We start from the raw sequence: 18,963 nt of genomic DNA on the forward strand, positions 1-18,963 counted from the left end.
GGATCAAAACTTAATTTCTAAAGTTGCAAACCAATTTCTAGGTGCTGAAGGAATGATTCCGGGACCAGGATAGCCAGTAGCTCTGCGTGTAAAATATTTTTCGTTCAACAGGTTGTTGACTCCTGTTTCCAGTTTGAAGTTTTGGTAGCGATAAGAAAACGAAAAATCCAAAACATCGTATTGTGGTAATTCACCAATTACACCACTCAGACTAGATTCAACTGAATTACTTGCATCGGTAAATTGACTCGACAAATAGGTGTATTGCATGCTAGCGGCAAAATCTAGGTAGGCAAATCTCAAGCCCGTTTTGAAGTTTAAGTCAGGTACAAATTCAACTTTATTTCCTTCAATACCTGATTGTTGAGATTGTGTATATTCAGAATTGATGAAGGATGTATTCACAAAGAAATTTAAGCCATATTCTGATCCTAAACTTAAAATTTTCTTCAAATTAAAATCCACAAGAGACTCAACGCCATAAATAAGCGCATCACCCACATTGCCGCGTTCGCTAATTACCCGATTATCATTTAAAACCTTTTGTACAAAACCAATCCTACGTTGATAAGACAGTGCGAAAATGTTGGCATCATAGGAAATGAAATTTTTATAATTCCCCCTAAAACCTACATCGGTGGTAAAACCTTCTTCATCGGTAATATCAGGGTTGACTGCAAATGCGGGATTGCTGATGTTGATATCTGAAAAGGTTACCGATCGGTAATTTTCAGAAATATTGGCGTACATTTCTACTTGTTTGTTGAGCTTGTAGCTTAAACCCATGCCGAGAAGCACAAAAGAACGCTCAAAACTTCGTTGGTCTTCTATGGTTTGGTCGTCAATTACATTTCCAGCTGCATCGGTGTTTATTCTTCTAAAAAAACCATCGCTTTCCGTTTTAATGTATTCTAACCTGAATCCGGGAGTAACCGATAATTTATCTGAAATATAAAAAATATTTTCCCCGAATAAAGCCACATTGGTGTTGGGCAAATCGAATACCGACTGATTAGGATAAGCGGGAAATGCTTCATTTTGAAAACTAAAATCTGCTCCAAATCCATCTGATCCTGCTCCTTGTTGCTCTTGGTTGTTGGAATTGTAAAATTTGGTTCCGATTAAGAAAGTGGCATCTTTATTTAGCAAAGTGTATTTATTGAGCAATCGAGCTTCAAAACCAAAATTATTGAAATCACTGGCAATTAAATCCCGTTCTTGATTCGGATCGATTTGATTCACCCGATTGGTTCGAAAACCTAAGGCATTTCTTTGTGCTTTTAACCCGAAAAAATTGAATGTAAAATTGGTTTGCTCAGAAAACTCATGAGAGAATTCTAAATTATATAGCAGCCAATTTACTTCAAACCAATTGCGTTCTCGATTGCTTTGAAAAGGATCTTCGTCAAACATAGCATCGGTTAACCCACCGGCTTGTTGAGCTAGATAATTCAAATAAGTTACTTCGCCAGTAAGTTTCGTTTTTTCATTGAATTGGTAACCTACGTGAGAAAAAACATTAATCGATTCATATTCAGAATTGGGTCTAAAACCATCTCCCCTTTTGTAATTTGCATAAGCATAGTAGCTCCAATTGTCTTTTGTTCCGCTGAAGCTGGTGAAGTTGGTATACAAACCGAAACTACCACCTGTGTTTCTTGTAATTACTTCAAGGTTTTTATTGGGATTGGGTTTCTTCATTACAAAATTTACCAACCCACCAAACTGCGTCCCGTATTGTAAAGAAGCTGCCCCACGCACAATTTGTATTTGTTGTAAACCTTCCGAAGCTGGCGTATAGTAACTTTCAGGATAACCTAAGACATCAGCACTGATATCGTAACCATTTTGACGTGTATTGAAATTGGATGTTCGGTTAGGATTCAAACCGCGGCCACCGATATTGAGTTGCAAACCCGCATCGTCATTTTGATAAATATTCAAACCTACAACTTGACTATAAATTTGTCGGGCATTATTGGTAGCCAAATTAGCCATGGATTGGTCAACTTGAACCACTTCCGTTTTTTTACCGGCATAAATGGCCGTTCCTTCGGTATCTTTTAAGCGGTTTAACTCGAACACTTTTTCATTCCGAGCTGTAATTTGAACTTCTGAAAGTTCTTGTGATAAAGTCTCGATGTTGATGACTAGGTTGGAATCGGTTTCAGCATTAATAACTCTTTCTACAATTTCGAATTCAAAACCGTAAAAAACCAAGGTCAATTGTTTTTTGGAAGTTTCAAATGTAAAATAACCGCTCGTATCGGTTTCGGTGAGTAAACCTTTTACCTTATCGTAAATCATGACGGATTCCAACGGCTTTTGATTGGCTTTATCGTAAACATAACCTTCCACTTCATAAGTTTGAGACCAAGCTATCGCCGAAAAAAGATTCAAAATAATGAATATGCTAAAGTCCTTTAATTTCATCTTCAAAAGGTAAAATCCAACTTTTTGGTTGGAATGATTCGTATTGTTTTAGTAAATCTACGTTTGGGTCAATATAAGCTTGGCTTCTTCTTCCATTGAGTGCTACGAAACTTTCTACATAAATTTCGATAGGTTGATGACCTTGTGATTTGAAATGTTCACCAAGAAAATGAGCGTATTCTAAAATAAAATCGGGTTGAGTACTCATTTGTTTTTCTTGAAATGAAGAAAGAAAATCGGTGTTATCAACATAAAAGAAGGTGTTTTGTTCTGGGTTAACCACTTTAAAATTCGCATAGCCTTTTTTCTCCATGAGCATGACCCGCCATGAAAATCGATAGCCTTCTTCTCTCCAAAATAATTCGCTTGGATAAAGTACGTACCGAAAAGGCAAAAGCAATTGAATGGCGAAAAAAATACCGAAACCATAAATTACAATTTTTTCGTAGTTAAATCGAAATGGTTTAGGAGCCATAGTTTTGGGTTGTATTTTGAAGGATTTTAAAATCACCCTTAAAATGTTGATGATTTTGTGATGCAATTTAGCATCAAAGAAGATTAAACTCCCTACAATCATTACATAAGGGAAAATGCCGATGGGAAAAAGTACTCTGGTAAATAGGTGAAAAAACACAACTAAAATGAAGGCGAAAATTCGAGTTGGTTTGTACAAAAGCAAAAAAGGAATCAATAAATCGTACAGCATTCCAGACCAACTCATGGCAAAATGAAACCAGTTTTGATGCATTACATTTTCACCGATAAAGGGCAAATCGTACTTGGACGGAAGCCAAATTTTTAAAGGCATGGCTTTGCACAACCAATCGCTGTTTATTTTGGCTAAACCTGCGTAAAAATAAACGATACCCAACATCAATTTAATGCTATCTATGGTCCAATTTGGAATGTGTAAATATTGTTTTTTTTGAAGGAGATTATCTACTGAATAATATGCATTGGCTGGCAAAAACAACATTAAAAAACTAACTATACTGATGAAGTAATAATGATTGAGATAGGTAGTTTTATCCATGAGTTCGATGTAGGTGAAACTCAAAAAGAAAACCAAAATAGCCAAACGATACTTCAAGCCTAGGGCAACCAATAAAGCTGAAATCCCACAAATAATAAAAATCAGGTAAGTCCAATCTCCAATGGGTTTTACCCATTCAAAACCATAATATGAAAAATGAAATTTTGGGTCTAAATATAGCTTTTCAATCCAACCGTAACTCCAAAACCGAATGATGCTTAAAAACATCATTAAGCCAAAACCGACCCTGAAGACTGCCAGCGGAGCAGCAGATGTTTGTTTTTTAAAATAGGTTTTAATTTGGTTTAACATAACAGTAGAAAGGGATTTCCAAAGCTTGAAAATCCCTTGTATTTAATTAATTATTTATTTACCAACAATATTGAAAACTAGTCGCCATCAGCATCAACAAAATCTACACTGATGTCTAAAGCTTGTAACATGTCCACTTTCATTAAAACCACAGCCAACTGAATGACATCGAAAGTTTCCGTCATAGCTACATTATTGGTTTGCACTTGTTGCGCAAAACTGTTATCAAGTGTTTCAATTTTTGCGTATGCTTCAGTATATTGGTTATTGATTGAAAAACTCAATTTTTCACCATCATCAGTTGTTTCTAAGTAATCGAGATAATCATCTAAGCTTTGGCCATCATTTCCACTTTGGTAAGCTATTCCGTTAAAGAAGTTTTGAATAGCCGTCATACCTTCTAAAGCCAAAGCCTTAGAAAAGTCGTCTTTGTAATAAGCTTCAACACGGTCTGGTAAAGGGTTTGTAGAAAAATTTCCAGCCGGAATACCAAACTTATTTGCTCTAAATCCTTTTTCGTAATAGTAGATAAAATCATTCACCAATAAATTGATTGAACCTGTTGCTGAGTTATTGGTACTGCTTACAAAAGAATCTCTGTAGCCGTTTTTCCAATCATCTAAGATGTTTTGAGTTAAGCTTTTCATCTGGTCAGACAAATCCGACAAATAAGCTTTATTGTTTTCAGCTTGAGCAGAAGCTGTGTAAAATTCTATGATTTCATTATCGGTATCACCTACGCCGTGCAACATGTAATCTAAGGCTGGAAAACCAACTGCATCGTTGTTATTAACACTTGCCAAATCATAATTTTGATTTTGAATATTGTTCTGAATGTCACTTACATTGGTAGGATACACATTCATTTGAAACAAATAATTCATGTTTTCTGCCATGCCTATATTAAACATTTCCGCATGTTGCCAAACCAAATACGCTTCTTGCCACGCAGTTCTTAAGTTATCAAGATTAACTGCATTGGGTTCCGCGATAAAATTATCTTTTTGAGACACCAATTCATCAAGCTTGGTATTTAAATCTTCATAAACGGGAATGATAATATTGTCTGCCCAATTGGTAAGCATTGCAGAACGATTAAAACCATCATTCGGGTTGTTATTCGTCCCTTCATCATCTGAACTACAAGCCCATAGCAAAACGAGTGCAAACAGGGCTAAAAAGGTTCTCTTCATCATAAATTATAAATTTTTGCAAATATAAATGTAAGCTGTTGTTTGCTTATTTGATTTAATCTTAAACTAATTCTAAATTAGTTTGCTGCTTGAGCAAGACTAAAGTCGAAACGGTCTGCAATTTGATTAGCTAAATCGTCTAAAGTTTGTTCAGAAACATCCCAAAAACCGTTGCCTTCCATAAGCGTATTTAACATAGTTTCCACTTCTGTTTTTGTGAAGTAAGGATTGCTTGAATTTGGCTGTCTCGTAAATTGAAGGCTGTAAATAAATCCAACTCCTTCAGATAAATCGTGAAATGCAGCGGCTTTATTATTAACCAATCCACTTTTAGCTTGTTGAAGATAATACACCGCACGAATAGCGATTACTTCTGAAATTTTTTCCTTAATGATTTCAGCTTGTTCATCTCTCAAGTCATATTCTTTAGCAACAATGGCTGCACGACCTAATTTGAAGGCATCGTAAATTTCATTTGCAATACCAGCAAAATCATCATCGTTTTCGGCACGAGCCAAATATTTGTTTAAAAAAGAATCTTGTCCAAGTTCTGGATTGGTGGCATTGTCTGTACCGTACAAATAACCAAATGCTTCGTCCCATTTGTGTTCCATGGTTGTGTAGCTCTTGCCTTCTTCGGTGATGTTATTGTCATTATTTTCAACATTATCGGCCTCATCTAAAACAGCTGTACTTAAATAATTGTTGAGCATTTGGTCTGCCATTACTCCACCAATTAAGGATTTAATAACCGCTTGGTCATACTCCAAACCTTTCGCGTTTACATACCGCACTGAACCTCCACCAGCTTCTTGTATTTGACCTGCCTGACCAGCTTCTGCAAAGCTTTCCCAATTTGGAAAAACTTCTGTGGCTTGCTTAGAAATCCATTCTTCTATTTGACTTCTAATTTCGTTTGCAGCTGTTGTGTTTGCAGAAAAGTAATCACGTGAAGCAGCAGTTTTGCTTCTTAAATTTTTTGATGAAGCATTCAACATAGGATCCGAAAAATCATTGTTTCCTTCTTCATGTGCATACATGGCTAGTAATTCTGATGCTGTCTTTTCCGTATTCATAAGACCACTCTCCAACTCAGCTCCCATTAATAAGCGTTCGGTTTGGCCAGAGTAACTTACCGAAGAATTTCCATTGCGCTCAAATGCATAGGTTGATGGCATTTCTACATCAGGATTTGTAACCCCATTCAAATCATCGTCACTACTACACGATGTAAAAAGAATTGCGGAAAAACTTAGAAATAAACTAAAGTATAAATTTGATTTTTTCATTTAAAAAATTAATTTGATTGTTTTTATTTAGACTTGTTATAAATACAATGCAAATATATAATTCAAAATAAAGCCCGCAAAGCTTATTTAAACTAAATTTAAATAATTTTGGAGTTAAAACAAAATGCTTAAACTAAGTCATTATAAATCAATAGCTATCTTGGTCTAGTTTTACTTTACCCCAGAAAGTTTTGTACACAAAGTAGCTGTAAAGTAACACCAAAGGACCACCAATAGCCACAAAACCCATCATGATTTTTAAGGTTTTAATCGATGCAGCTGCATTATAAATGGTGATGCTATTTTCAATACTAGGATTAGAAAGCAATAGTCTTGGGTACAATTCAAAAGCGACTACTACCAGTAATAATGAGATGGTAATACTAGTAAAAATAAATGCCCAGCCATATTGTTTTTTGCTAGCTAACCTAGGCACATTCGCAATGCTTAAAAAAACCAGTAATGGAACAACAAATAAAATTTTATTTTCTTCAAAGACCACTAACAAATGGTCTAAATACAGAAAACCATACACCGTAGTAATTAGGTAAGCAATAATAAAAAAAGCCATTCCCTTGTTTAGGAATCCTTGTATACGGTTAAATAGTTTACCTTCCGTTTTGAGTAATAGGTAAATTGCACCATGCATCATAAACAAAGCTAAACTTGTAAGACCAACCAAAATAGAAAAAGGATTAAGAAATTCAAAAAAACCACGTCCAACATATTCGTAGTTTTCATCTAATGGCATTCCATTGAGAATATTGCCCAATACTACACCTAATAAAAAAGCAAGCATAATACTAGAGATTGAATAACTCCAGTCCCACATTCTTCTCCACCAAAGCATTTCTTCCATATTTCTGAATTTTATGGAAATTCCTCGAAAAATGATAAAAAGCAAAAACAAAATAAATGGTGTGTACATCGCTGAAAACAAAGTACCATAAAATACGGGGAAACCTGCGAACAATGTTCCACCACCAATTACTAACCAAACTTCGTTACCATGCCAAGTGGGGTCAATTGCCTTAAGTGCAGTTTCTCTACTTTTATTTTGTCTAAAAAACATGTGCCATGCTCCTGCTCCAAAATCAAACCCATCTAAAATGGCATATCCTGAGAAAAGAGCTCCAACCACTAAAAACCACCATGTTGGATAATCAATACCTAATAAGGTTTCCATATTATTTTATTTTGAAATTACTTCCGCTATTTCTTTATTTAAACTTCCTTCATCGAAGTCGATATCGCTATCGGGACCGCTTTTTATTTTCTTATTCATTAGATACACAAAGAGTAAGAACAAAATAAGGTATACCACAAAAAATAAAATCAGTGAGAATAAAACTTGGTTGGCTTGAACACTTTTTGATAAAGCATCAGACGTTCTAAGCAAACCATACACTACCCAAGGCTGTCTTCCCATTTCGGCAGCAAACCACCCAAACTGATTGGCCAATTGTGGTAATATAGCTGTGAAAACAAACGTCCAAAGCAACCATTTTTTTTCGAATAACTTACCGCGTTTCCATTGCCATAAAGCAAATAAACTCAAAGCGATTAAAAACATACCGATAGCCACCATAAGATGATAAAATTGAAAAACCGCATTTACTTGTGAAGGACGATCTTCTTCAGGAAAAGCATTGAGACCAGTAACGGGCGTTTCAAAATCTTGGTCAAGCATAAACGATAGACCACCGGGAACTTTCAATCCGGTGACTTCTTGCTTTTCTTTATCTACCCAACCAAGTAAATATAAATCGGCTGGAGCTGACTTTTCAAAATGACCTTCCATTGCTGCTAGTTTAGCGGGTTGATTTTCAGAAACCCCTTCAGCAGAGCTGTGTCCTGTAAACAATTGTGCAAGAGAAGAAATTGCTGCCACAACCAAGGTGATTTTAAAGGCTTTTTTCGATAAAACCACATAGCGCCCTTTCAATATATAGTAGGCATGCACACTTAATATTAAAAAAGTTCCTGCTAAAAATGCACCTAACCAAACATGCGTTAATCTATCTACAGAAGACGGATTAAAAACCATAGCCCAAAAATCAACAATCTCAGCTCTAGCTTGCATACCTTCACCTACAATGTGATATCCTGCCGGAGTTTGTTGCCAAGAATTGGCTACTACAATCCAAACGGCTGAAAACATAGATCCCAAAAAAACCGCCCAAGTAGCGACCAAATGCACCCAAGGTTTTACTCGATTCCAACCAAATAGCAAGACGCCCAGTGCACTGCTTTCTAAAGCAAAAGCAAAAATGCCTTCGGCTGCCAATGCACTTCCAAAAATATCGCCAACATAACGCGAATACGTCGCCCAATTGGTACCGAATTCAAACTCCATTACAATTCCTGTAACTACTCCTATTCCAAAAGTAATGGCAAATATTTTAGTCCAGAATTTGGCTAAAACTTCGTATTCTTTTTTCTTGGTTCGCAAGTACATGCTTTCAAAAACCACCATAATTAAACCTATACCAATACTTAATGGAGGATAGATGTAATGAAAAGCAACGGTGAAAGCAAACTGGATACGAGAGAGAATTTCTACATCCATGATTTTTATTTGTAAAAATAATATTGAATGCAGACATCAGAAGTAACCTGTGTTACATAATTTAAAATTTTACGTTTGTTTAATGTTAAATAACAATAAAAACAAAATCCCTAATGAAGCTAGAAACTTTATTAGGGATTTAAGGGTTTAAGAGATGTCTAACTTAAACCGCTTCTTGTTGAAGCACTATTATTTGTGGAAACATGTTTACTTCAGATTTAACTGAATTGGAAATTAAACAGGCTTTTTTTGCCTTTTCTAAAACTTTAAGGGTTTTGTCATAGTGAGCTTCATCCTTGATGACTACTTCTGGATACAATTGAATCTCACGCATGGCAAACTTGCCTTCTACTTTGTCTAAAATGCCTTTCGATTTGCATTTAAAGCTTTCAAAATCCAGTTTAGAATATTCGGCTATGGCCAAAAAAGTTGTCATTAAGCAACTGCTCACCGCCGATGTAAACAAATGTTCTGGAGACCAAGTATGTGGTATTCCATCTGGAAATTGAGTTGGAGTAGCGACTTCAATTTCATTGGGTAAATCAGCTTCAAAATTATGTAATTCTGGTGAATACATTTTTCCTTTGCGCGTATTGATCCATTCTACTTCTACGTTATATTCGTGGTTATTTTCCATCGGTATAAATTTATTTTCTACTAAAATGAAGCTGCAAAAGTATGTTCAAAGGACATTGTAAACTATGATGTTACTCATGTTTTTGGAAGAAAAGCTAATACGTTTTTTGGGTTCAATAGACATTCAACTAAGTAGTTCATCTTTCATCTTCTTCATTTTCAAATGCTTTAAGAAAAAATAGGTTGCAAGCTATTTTCAATAAGAAAAATTAATCATCTTTGTTTTAACAAATCAAAACTGAAAAGCATGAGACATCTTTCTGTAGTTTTTTCTTTCTTCATTTTTGTGAATTTTTCATTTTCACAAACAAACATTTTAATCAATGATGTTGAAATTTTTAATGGCAAAGACCAAAAAACCATCAAGGCCAATGTATTAATAGTAGACCAGCTTATCCATCGCATTTCAAAAGAAAAGGTAGAAACAGACAATTACGAAAACATCACAATTATAGACGGAAAGGGCAAGTTTCTTATGCCAGGACTTATCGATGCGCATTACCATGCCATGTTTGCTAGTTTACCACAAGTTGTGTTACTCACTTCTGATATTGGTTATGTAAATTTAGTAGCTGGGAAAAATGCAGAAAATTTGCTAATGAATGGCTACACAAGTATTCGCGACTTAGGCGGTCCTGTTTTTGGTTTGAAAAAAGCGATTGATCAAGGAGTTTCAATTGGTCCAAGAATATGGCCATCGGGTGCTTTTATTTCACAAACGGGTGGACACGGTGATTTTCGCTTACCTAATGAAATACCATCAGACCCAAATCGGGGTTTGTCTTATGCAGAGCGGATAAATGCCGCTGCCATTGCGGATAGCCCAGATGCAGTTCGTTTAAGAACAAGAGAACAACTCATGCAAGGAGCAAGCCAAGTAAAGTTGATGGCAGGTGGCGGAGTATCATCAGTATACGACCCGTTGGATGTAACGCAATACACTGAAAATGAAATTAAAGCCGCAGTAGAAGCAGCCGAAAATTGGGGAACCTATGTTACTGTTCATGCTTACACTCCCAGAGCAATTCAACAAGCTATTCAAGCAGGTGTAAAATGCATAGACCATGGTCAACTTGTAGACGAAGCCACCGTAAAAATGATGGTCAAAAAAAATGTTTTTTGGAGTCTGCAGCCTTTTATAGATGAAGGGAATACCGGTAATTTATCCCCAGAAAGCCGTGCAAAACAATTAGAAATGTACGCTGGTACTGACAATGCATTTGCAATGGCGAAAAAATACAAAATGAAAATTGCTTACGGTTCGGATGTGTTATTCAATAAAAACAAGGCATCAAAGCCCAATGCACAGTTGCTCAAAATGAAACGGTGGTTCGACAATTATGAAATTTTGAAAATGGCTACGGCAGATAACGCCGACTTACTTGCTTTATCTGGTAAACGAAGTCCTTATAAAGCTAAAGTGGGAATTATTGAAGAAGGTGCTTTTGCAGACCTTCTTATCATAGATGGAAATCCTATTGAAAACTTAGAGTTGTTTACAGATACAAAATCGAATTTGTTACTAATCATGAAAAACGGTCAGATTTATAAGAATAAGTTGTAAAACTGAGCATTTTGCTAAAGTTGACAAATATCAACTTTAGCAAAAATAAACACTATTTGTAACTTAAATTACAAAAGAAAAAAACTCTTACATCTATTTTTGCATTGTGAAAAATGCCAAAATATATACTACTTGTATCTTTACACTAATCGTGTTTCTAGCTACGTTTAAGCAATCTTTCTTTTTTGGCTATTACATTGCATTTACTGAAAATTTTATTGAAAATTTTTGTGAGAACAAAGACAAACCAGAACTGCAATGCGATGGAAAATGCTTTTTGAGTGATTTAATTGAAAAGAAAAATACAGAAACACCAGAAATACCAAGTTATGTTGAAGGTAACCTAATCTTTTTCTTTTCAGAAAATAATACCCATCTATTTGAAGTAGATTATTATAAAACACAATTACTACCCTATTACAACCTTTACCAATACTTATTTACTTCTGATTTGGTGAAGCCACCCAATGCAAAGTTGATTTAATTTCCGTTATGCCAAACTAATGTTTAGGCAGAATCATTTTAAAAATTATTCGAATTCGTTCGATCAACTAAATTGCATACACAATGAAAATATATCATTTTATATTTATGGTGTTAGCAGCATTTCAGCTAAACGCCCAAGAAATTCAATATCAAATAATTGACCAATCTACAGGTCAACCTATCGCAGAAGCTTATATTACTTTTTTAAACGAAGACAAAAGTAGTTTTTCCGACAAAAATGGCTTTTTTGTAGTTGACTTTTCAAAACATGTCAAGCAGGATATTTCAATTACCTACTTAGGCTATAGAACCAAGTTTATTCAGCTTTTAAAAAATGAAAGTTCAAAGCTAATTCGATTAGAAAAAGATCAAAATGAATTGGCAGAAGTTTTAATTACTGGAAAAGTGTTTCAAGATCCTGTAATGAGTATCACTACACCAGATTTAACCGAACAAGTTACACAACCTAAAAATGTGGGTGATTTATTTAGAGACATTAATGGTTTTGGGCTAATTAAACGTGGAAATTACGCTATAGACCCATCATTTCGTGCTGCACAGTACGAGCAACTCAATATTCAATACGATGGCGGAACTAAAGTAATGCACGCATGCCCCAACCGTATGGACCCTATAACCACACATGTAATTCCTGAAGATATTTCAAAAATTGAAGTAGTTCGTGGCCCCTACACCATGCGTTACGGAGCAACTTTTGGAGGTTTAATAAACATGGTTTCTAAAAAACCAGAAATCGGAAATTACGGATTTTCAGGAAGCGCATCTACTGGTTATGAAACCAATGGAAACTCTTCTGTAAACATGCTTAGATTACAATATGCTGAAGAGAAATTTGATGTAGTTGGCATGTACGGTTACCGAGATTTTGGTAATTATGAAGATGGAGCGGGAAGAGAAATTCCTTCTTCGTTTAGAAGCATCGATTACAGCTTCAGAATGGGATATAATTTTTCTAATGTAGAACGACTGCAGCTTCATTGGAGACAATCTTTTGGTAGAGATGTTTTACATGCTTCTTTGCCAATGGATTCAGATTATGATGATTCGTCTATGTTATCATTAGATTATTCTAAAAAAAGACATGGAAAAACACTTCAGAAAATTCAAGCCAAAGTTTACTATTCTTATGTAGACCACTTAATGAGCAATACTAGAAGAAGCAACTTTGCTATATCGGAAGCATCTTCGCCTGTTGAAGCTACCACAGCAGGTGGTCGAGTTGAGTTAGAATGGAAATTAGCCGATTTTTGGACGCTTTTTACGGGAACTGATGCATTATTAATTAGTAGAGATGGAGTTAGGAATCGTTTGGTAAAACAAAACATGATGGGCATGCCACTCAACCCACCAATGGCTTTTACCGATAAAATATGGCAAGATGCTTACTTAAACGATTATGGTGTTTTTGCAGAATCACGTTACAAAATAAATGCTTCTACTTTATTAAATGCTGGACTACGTTACGATTTAGTACATTCTGAAATTCAAGACCCTGAAGCAGATTTTCTAGCCTACTATCCAAATTTAGATAGCCGAACTGAGCATAACTTTAGTGCTACATTATCTTTAAAAAAACTGCTAAATGCCAACAATCAATTAGAATTTGCATTTGGTCGTGGCGTGCGTTCAGCGAATATGATTGAGCGAGCTATTAATCATTTTCAAGTAGGACAAGACCCATTTGAATATATAGGAAATCCAAATTTAGATGCCGAAGTAAACAACCAATTTGAAGTAGCTTATCAAGGTAAAAAACAATTTAATACTAACCTGAACACTATCAATTGGGGTGCTTCTGTGTATTTCTCTTATTTTGAAAATTATATTGTTGCCATAATCGATCCTACAAAAGATCGAAAATTTATGCCTAATCAAGAACCTGCAAACCCAAAAGTATTCAGAAATTTAGACAATGCTTACAAAACTGGATTTGAAGCTAACTTGGGAATTCAATTTTTTGAAAATTTTCAATTCAATGTAGAAACAGCCTATGTTTATGCTAGAAATGAAGATTTAAGCGAATCTTTACCACTCACTCCTCCTCTACGAACCAAATTCAATTTACAGTTTAACAAAAATAAGTTCTGGAGTGCAATCGATTTACGCGTAATTAGCGAACAAGATAAATTAGCAACTTCGTTTGGAGAAAACCAAGCAACTCCTGGATACGAATTAATGGATATTAGGTTGGGTTATGAAGTTTTACCGAACCTTAATTTAGGAGCTGCTGTATTGAATTTATTTGATACGCAGTATTTTGATCATTTAAACTTTGCATTCCGTAATCAAGCTGAAGCTGGTTTAAGTGGAATGGAACGTTTAACTGACCCAGGACGAAACTTTACTGTATTTTTAAAATATGATTTTTAGTAAATAGTGCTGATAATGAATAACATCCTAAAAAAATAATTTTTTAGGATGTTATTTTTTTTAGCATAGTGGCATTTAGCTTTTTGAAATGCTTATTACAATTTGAGTCCCTAAAGGTAAATTGTTTTGGTCTTTTTTATCAATAACTTCAAAACTTAAGGTATTTGCATGCGTTTTATTATACAACTCAATACGTTCTTTTATGATTTGCATTCCCATACTTTTATGCGATTTGCTACGTTTAATTTTCATGCTCTCTTGTCTTCCAACCCCATTATCATCAATGTAAATTTTTGTTTGCTTTGGTTGAAAATCGACTTCAATATTTAGAAATTTTTCTTGATTTTCACTTAACAACAAGCCATGCCAAATGGCATTTTCTAAGAATGGTTGCAACAAAAGTGGCGGAATGAAAACCTTTTCTACTCCTGTTGAATCTTCACCTATTATTTTAAAAGTAAAATCTTTTTCAAAACGATTGCCTTCTAACATTAAATAGTTTCTGGTAAGTTGTAATTCATCTTTTAACGAAATTACTTGCTCTTTTGAAGTCTCTAATACCATTCTTGTATACTTACTAAAAATCTTTAGGTATTTTATAGCTTTATAGTTTTGTTCACTCTGTATAAGATAAGTAATCGCGTTTAGGCTATTGAACAAAAAATGTGGATTAAGCCTTAGGCGAGAAACTAAGATTTCAGCTTGAGCTAAATTTCGCTCATAAATGGCATTCAATTTGTCTTTTTCTTCTTCAGCTAATTTAGCATTTATTCGTTTTCTAGTTTGGAAATTTCGATATTGTAAAATAAAAACCACAAGAATCAATACAAGGCCAATACCAAGTGAAATAGTTACAATTTCTCTTCGTTTAATTTTTTCTTCTTGCTTATCTAATAAGGCATTTTGTAATTCTTTATCTATTTCTAATAAAGCGATTTGGTTTTCTTTTTTATCTAAATCGTATTCACTTTTTATGGCTTCAATTTTAATTTTTTGTTCATTTAATTGAATACTATATTCATAGGATTTTGCAATTTTTAAATAAGATAAAGCTTCATTATAATAGTTTTTGTTTTCATAAATTTTTGAAAGCGCTAAACTATTAGAGCTAATGAGTCCAAATTGATTCAATTCTTCTGCCAAATTAAGCGACTGTTTATAGTATGTCTCAGCTAAATTGCCTTTTTTCTGTTTTTTATATGCATCAGCAATCATATTAAGCAATTCGGATTGCTTGTGCTTGCTTCCAATTTTTTTAAATTTGGCTAAAGATTCTTCAAAGTAAAAAACTGCTTTATTTAAATCTGTACCTTCATTCAAGTAACTTATTCCTAAAAATTCTTGAGTAATTGCCAAGCCATATAAATCATCCCTTTCTTCGTTGATTTCAATTAGTCTATCTAAATAACTTCTTGCTGTGATGTAGTCTTCTTTATTGATATAAAAATCGCTGATAGAAAGATAATTCATCGCCATTCCCAAAGTATTATCGCGCTTTTTTTCGGCTTCCAAAGCACGTTGAAAGTATGCTAATGCTTCATCTTCTCTATCTTCAATTTGAGCCAATGTATTTCCAATTCCATTGCTGGAAATCGCGATGTTTCGCAAATTTTCTTCTTCTTCGGCAATCTTCAAAGCTTCTAAGTAAAAGGAAAGAGCGGTATCATAATTTTGATTATATCGTGCTGCAACTCCTGCATTGTTTGCAAAAATCATTTTATGTATAGGTTGCACATCTTTTTCTCTTACCAATTGAAATGCTTTTGCATGCAAATCGATAGCTTCATTATATTGTTCATGAAAACGATGCAATAAACCTGAGTTATCTAAAGCACGCGCGTACAACAATGTATCTTTTAGTTGAAGCGCCAAATCGATGGCGTTTTGCGCATGTTCATATTCTTCTGCTTGATCATGTTTATTTCGGTGGAGCGCTCTAGTGTATTTAATTTCATCTAAAACCCGAAGTGAATCGTTGGTTTGTTGACTTAATGATTTCCGGATGCCATCTAACTTATCACCTTCCTGAGCCAAAAGACCACCAGATTGAAAAGCACAAAGGATAATAAACAATGATTTTATAAATAGACTTTTCTTTTTACTCAAAAAGGAATGCTTAGCGTCTAAAATTGAAAGATAAAAAATGAAAAAGAATTTTGAAAACATGGAAAAAGTTTTTGAAAAATACTTCAATAAAATTTACATCGGTAAATTATAAAAGTAACAATTAAAATTTGAAAAAAGTTTACAAGAATATTGAATTATTACATAATTTGAAGAATAAGAACACTATTTACGACCAATTTACTGATGTTTAATACAAACAAAAATCCGCTTCATTTGCATGAAGCGGATTTTTAAATTGAACTAAAAATTATTAGTCTATTAAATCTACGTACTGCTTAACCGCATTTTTAATTTGATTGGCTAAGGCATTGTTCCCATCGGTATCTTCAGGACTAATTTCAATAATTCCATTTCCGTTTCCATCTGAAGCATTATTCATATCAACAGAATTGATAACACTCACTAAATCGAATTGAAAAGTAACTTGGTTATTGTTGTTTTCTGTAATTACTAAATTTTGTCCAGCATCTTCATAGTCAACTTCAAAATCTTCACTGAAGGTGTGATAAAATTCAAATGGCATTCCGTTTAAAGTCCCAGTCATTAACATTGATTTTTGGTATAACGGACTGTTAACATCAATTCCTCGTTCCATTTCAAACTCTACTTCTTCATATTCCGCAACAGGTATTTCTACTTCAACAATGGTGGTCGATTCGTTAGATAAATCAATTTCAAAAGGACCAAAAATTTTGTAGTCTTCATCATCATCGCTATCGTCGTCATAATCATCATCATCTTCGCATCCGTCATCATCAAAATCGGTTGCGTAGAGACTAAAATCTTCTCTAAAATACAATTCTGTCCCGCTTTGCAATTCTACTTCATAACGGTAAGGATCGTCTAGGTCGTCTTCTAATTCTGCTTTACAAAAGGTATCGTTTGGATGGTTTTCGTTTACATAATCTTGAATTTCTTGGGGAAGTTCATCAAAACTTAGGTGTTCGTCATCAACACTAGGAGATGAAATTCCTTGCCCAAAACCATCAGCAAATTCAAATTCAATTCGTGATATATTGAGCATGAATGATGCTATTTCTAAATTTTCATTTATGTCCTTTGGTCTTCCTGACGATTGACTTGTTGCCCGAGAAGCTTCAATTGTAAGACTGGCTGCTTCGTAGTTTGACAAGTTTGGCGATGAACCCCCATCATCGTCTGATGAACAAGAGAAAAATACTAAGCTTAAACTGAAAAATAGGATTTTTGAAATCGTTTTCATTGTGTATGTTTTAAATTATATAGGTAAAACAGGTTAAAAGTAATCTACCCTACCTTTGTTTTAATTTTTTTCAAAAATAAAAATATCGTTACCATCTTCTAAAATAAATTGATCGTTACCAAATTCAACAACTAACCAATCGTCATCAAGTTCTCCAAAAACCGAATCGGTAAAGTCTAAATTCAATTCCAAATCTCCATCATCTGCGTTTATTTCCCATTCACCTGTGAAATTCATTTCAGTTTCTAAATTAAAAATGGAAATTACTCCACCTTCTAAAAAGGTAAATTCAAAATTTTCAAATTCCTGGGTTTCATCTTCACCATCATCCGTAAAGCTAGTAATGATAAAACTTTCATTCAAAATAAATTCTTCAAACTGAATATTGATTGGGCTGGGCTCAAACAAAATAGGACTAAAACAAGAAGCGTCTAAATTAGCAAAAGTAGTTTCTAATTGAGTGAGATTAGAAATACTTACTATGCTGTTTTCTACATTAACTTCAATAGGATAGGAAAATTCAAAAAATCCATTTTGGTTTTGAAGCTGCTTCAAGTAATTATAAAATTGGGCTTTGTTTGAAAAACTTCTACTTTCTGCAACTTCATTTGATAGGGTAAACGAATTGATTTGAAGTGGAAAAACAAATTCAATACAATTTATTTCAGATGAATTTTCTTCCAAAGAACTGATGTTTTCTAAATTTTCTGGTGTGGAAACTTCAAGGTTTTCATAATTAACTAAAGATACTTCCAATGGAAATTGAAACTGAATGCTGTAATTGGCGCCCAAGTTTTGCAATTCATTGATCACCAATTGGTAGTCTTCTTCAGAAGTTAATTCAATAAATTCTCCACTGTTGATGCTTAATTGGTAGGGAAATTCAATTTTGGTGCTGCTGCTTCGGTCTATAAAATCATCCAATGCAGTTGGGTTTTGCGTTGCTCTACTGATTAATTCTGCTAAACTTCCATTTGCTTCTATGCTGTTTTCCGAATCAAAATTTACCGAAAAATCATCACTTTGGCAAGAAGCTAAATGAAGTAGAATGAAGCAAAAAAATAACCAATAATGTTTTTTCATTTTGTAAAATTAGATAATCTTGTAATAATTAAACAATCTAAATTTAATTTACCCTAAGGTAGGGTAAAATAATCTTCAGATGTTATACCAATAAGCAATTGCATAATGATTAAAAAAATACCATCTCAAGTTTGTGAAAAAAAGGTATATCAAAATTTGTATTCGGAGCATGCACAAGTCTTGTTCAAACATTTTTACTACAAATTTGGAAATGTAGAATGGGCAGAAGATGTCGTGCAAGAGTCGTTTATAAAACTTTGGAAAAAGTGTAAAGATGTTCCTCTACCAAAGGTAAAATCCTTTTTGTATACCGTCGCTAATAATTGGCTGATTAACAAACACCACCATGAAAAGGTAAAATTAAAATACAAAAATGATTACCAAGGAAGAACGGAAGATGAGCAAACTCCTTTGTATGTATTGGAAGAAGAAGAATTTAAAACGCGTTTGCTTTCCGCTATAAACAAGTTAAGCCCAAAGCAACGAAGTGTTTTTTTACTACATCGCATAGATGATAAAAGCTATAGAGAAATAGCAGAAATTGAACAGATTAGCATTAAAGCAGTAGAAAAAAGAATGAGCAATGCGCTAAAAAGTTTGCGTAATGTTATTGAAAACATTTAGT

At 34.1% G+C, this 18,963-nt stretch carries 14 protein-coding genes; 4 read left to right on the plus strand and 10 right to left on the minus strand.

Going from position 1 to position 18,963, the window contains the following annotated elements; genetic code table 11:
• Positions 1–3 precede the first annotated feature (3 nt).
• From IEV72_RS04520 to IEV72_RS04550, 7 genes are all read right to left on the minus strand, one after another.
• Complete coding sequence (locus IEV72_RS04520; protein WP_188457907.1) at positions 4–2,433, minus strand: TonB-dependent receptor domain-containing protein; 2,430 nt, start codon at positions 2,431–2,433, stop codon at positions 4–6.
• The gene (locus IEV72_RS04525) at positions 2,414–3,778 is read right to left on the minus strand and encodes an HTTM domain-containing protein (RefSeq protein WP_188457908.1); all 1,365 of its coding nucleotides are present in this window, start codon (positions 3,776–3,778) and stop codon (positions 2,414–2,416) included. Before IEV72_RS04525 ends, IEV72_RS04520 begins: the two co-directional genes overlap by 20 nt.
• Positions 3,779–3,855: 77 nt before the next feature.
• Entirely contained in the window at positions 3,856–4,974 is a 1,119-nt protein-coding gene (locus IEV72_RS04530) for an imelysin family protein (RefSeq protein ID WP_229731799.1), read from the minus strand.
• A gap of 74 nt (positions 4,975–5,048) precedes the next feature.
• Positions 5,049–6,260 carry a DUF4856 domain-containing protein gene (locus tag IEV72_RS04535; RefSeq protein ID WP_188457909.1) on the minus strand — a complete coding sequence of 404 codons (1,212 nt, stop codon included), beginning with the start codon at positions 6,258–6,260 and terminating at the stop codon, positions 5,049–5,051.
• Positions 6,261–6,408: 148 nt separating this feature from the next.
• Positions 6,409–7,446 (minus strand): cytochrome d ubiquinol oxidase subunit II, encoded by a 1,038-nt coding sequence (gene cydB / locus IEV72_RS04540; protein WP_188457910.1) that lies wholly within the window; start codon positions 7,444–7,446, stop codon positions 6,409–6,411.
• Positions 7,447–7,452: 6 nt separating this feature from the next.
• Complete coding sequence (locus IEV72_RS04545; RefSeq protein ID WP_188457911.1) at positions 7,453–8,829, minus strand: cytochrome ubiquinol oxidase subunit I; 1,377 nt, start codon at positions 8,827–8,829, stop codon at positions 7,453–7,455.
• Between the two features lie 163 nt (positions 8,830–8,992).
• The gene (locus tag IEV72_RS04550; RefSeq protein ID WP_188457912.1) at positions 8,993–9,466 is read right to left on the minus strand and encodes an OsmC family protein; all 474 of its coding nucleotides are present in this window, start codon (positions 9,464–9,466) and stop codon (positions 8,993–8,995) included.
• Positions 9,467–9,712: 246 nt separating this feature from the next.
• On the opposite strand from IEV72_RS04550, the gene IEV72_RS04555 reads away from it, so the two are divergent.
• The 3 genes from IEV72_RS04555 to IEV72_RS04565 all read left to right on the plus strand — a co-directional run bounded on the left by IEV72_RS04555 (position 9,713) and on the right by IEV72_RS04565 (position 13,906).
• On the plus strand, positions 9,713–11,029 hold the full coding sequence (locus IEV72_RS04555; protein WP_188457913.1) for a metal-dependent hydrolase family protein: 1,317 nt from the start codon (positions 9,713–9,715) through the stop codon (positions 11,027–11,029).
• Positions 11,030–11,135: 106 nt separating this feature from the next.
• Positions 11,136–11,513: a hypothetical protein gene (locus tag IEV72_RS04560; protein WP_229731800.1), complete on the plus strand. Its 378-nt coding sequence runs from the start codon at positions 11,136–11,138 to the stop codon at positions 11,511–11,513.
• An 83-nt stretch (positions 11,514–11,596) separates the two neighbouring features.
• Positions 11,597–13,906 carry a TonB-dependent receptor domain-containing protein gene (locus IEV72_RS04565; RefSeq protein ID WP_188457914.1) on the plus strand — a complete coding sequence of 770 codons (2,310 nt, stop codon included), beginning with the start codon at positions 11,597–11,599 and terminating at the stop codon, positions 13,904–13,906.
• A gap of 75 nt (positions 13,907–13,981) precedes the next feature.
• On the opposite strand, the gene IEV72_RS04570 is transcribed toward IEV72_RS04565, so the two are convergent.
• The 3 genes from IEV72_RS04570 to IEV72_RS04580 all read right to left on the minus strand — a co-directional run bounded on the left by IEV72_RS04570 (position 13,982) and on the right by IEV72_RS04580 (position 18,338).
• Positions 13,982–16,012 carry a tetratricopeptide repeat-containing sensor histidine kinase gene (locus tag IEV72_RS04570; RefSeq protein ID WP_188457915.1) on the minus strand — a complete coding sequence of 677 codons (2,031 nt, stop codon included), beginning with the start codon at positions 16,010–16,012 and terminating at the stop codon, positions 13,982–13,984.
• A gap of 271 nt (positions 16,013–16,283) precedes the next feature.
• Positions 16,284–17,255 (minus strand): PepSY-like domain-containing protein, encoded by a 972-nt coding sequence (locus tag IEV72_RS04575; RefSeq protein WP_188457916.1) that lies wholly within the window; start codon positions 17,253–17,255, stop codon positions 16,284–16,286.
• 60 nt (positions 17,256–17,315) lie between these two features.
• Entirely contained in the window at positions 17,316–18,338 is a 1,023-nt protein-coding gene (locus IEV72_RS04580) for a hypothetical protein (RefSeq protein ID WP_188457917.1), read from the minus strand.
• Between the two features lie 105 nt (positions 18,339–18,443).
• Between IEV72_RS04580 and IEV72_RS04585 the strand changes: the two genes are divergently transcribed.
• Positions 18,444–18,962, plus strand: a complete 519-nt coding sequence (locus IEV72_RS04585; RefSeq protein ID WP_188457918.1) for an RNA polymerase sigma factor — start codon at positions 18,444–18,446, stop codon at positions 18,960–18,962.
• The last annotated feature ends 1 nt before the right edge of the window (position 18,963 follow it).

Origin of the sequence: Psychroflexus planctonicus, assembly GCF_014640195.1 — a bacterium.
GTDB lineage: Bacteria > Bacteroidota > Bacteroidia > Flavobacteriales > Flavobacteriaceae > Psychroflexus > Psychroflexus planctonicus.

Coding starts and splice junctions, on each gene's coding strand:
- IEV72_RS04545 (WP_188457911.1), bottom strand. CDS start 8,829: ATGGATGTAGAAATTCTCTCTCGTATCCAGTTTGCTTTCACCGTTGCT.
- IEV72_RS04525 (WP_188457908.1), bottom strand. CDS start 3,778: ATGTTAAACCAAATTAAAACCTATTTTAAAAAACAAACATCTGCTGCT.
- IEV72_RS04565 (WP_188457914.1), top strand. CDS start 11,597: ATGAAAATATATCATTTTATATTTATGGTGTTAGCAGCATTTCAGCTA.
- IEV72_RS04580 (WP_188457917.1), bottom strand. CDS start 18,338: ATGAAAAAACATTATTGGTTATTTTTTTGCTTCATTCTACTTCATTTA.
- IEV72_RS04530 (WP_229731799.1), bottom strand. CDS start 4,974: ATGATGAAGAGAACCTTTTTAGCCCTGTTTGCACTCGTTTTGCTATGG.
- IEV72_RS04520 (WP_188457907.1), bottom strand. CDS start 2,433: ATGAAATTAAAGGACTTTAGCATATTCATTATTTTGAATCTTTTTTCG.
- IEV72_RS04585 (WP_188457918.1), top strand. CDS start 18,444: ATGATTAAAAAAATACCATCTCAAGTTTGTGAAAAAAAGGTATATCAA.
- IEV72_RS04555 (WP_188457913.1), top strand. CDS start 9,713: ATGAGACATCTTTCTGTAGTTTTTTCTTTCTTCATTTTTGTGAATTTT.
- IEV72_RS04575 (WP_188457916.1), bottom strand. CDS start 17,255: ATGAAAACGATTTCAAAAATCCTATTTTTCAGTTTAAGCTTAGTATTT.
- IEV72_RS04550 (WP_188457912.1), bottom strand. CDS start 9,466: ATGGAAAATAACCACGAATATAACGTAGAAGTAGAATGGATCAATACG.
- IEV72_RS04535 (WP_188457909.1), bottom strand. CDS start 6,260: ATGAAAAAATCAAATTTATACTTTAGTTTATTTCTAAGTTTTTCCGCA.
- cydB (WP_188457910.1), bottom strand. CDS start 7,446: ATGGAAACCTTATTAGGTATTGATTATCCAACATGGTGGTTTTTAGTG.